Origin of the sequence: Stenotrophomonas sp. SrG (assembly GCF_050031795.1) — a bacterium.
Taxonomy (GTDB): Bacteria; Pseudomonadota; Gammaproteobacteria; order Xanthomonadales; family Xanthomonadaceae; genus Stenotrophomonas; species Stenotrophomonas rhizophila_A.
Genome location: NZ_JBNBBE010001583.1, coordinates 1 through 232 on the forward strand (window position 1 = coordinate 1; position 232 = coordinate 232).

Here is a 232-nt window from a genome sequence, read left to right on the forward strand (position 1 = left end):
TCGGCATCGCCGCGCGGCTGGGCGTGCCCCGCCTTCGCGTGGAAGAGACCAGCCCCGGTTGGAGCCAGCGGCTGCCGGCTGGCTGCGATCCTGGCCGGACCGTGCCGCCCGCCGTGCGCAGCAGCGGCGGCGAACTGCAGTGCGACTACCTGATCAAGGTGCCAGCGGATGACGGTCGCGCGCGGCCGGACACGTCCGCACCCTGCAGTGCGGCAGATGCGCTGCGGCTGCG

At 74.6% G+C, this 232-nt stretch carries 1 protein-coding gene; it reads left to right on the forward strand.

Annotation, left to right across the window (positions count from 1 at the left end):
- A partial coding sequence (locus ACQG3P_RS24700; protein ID WP_426806521.1) for a hypothetical protein occupies nt 1–232 on the forward strand: 232 nt, incomplete at both ends.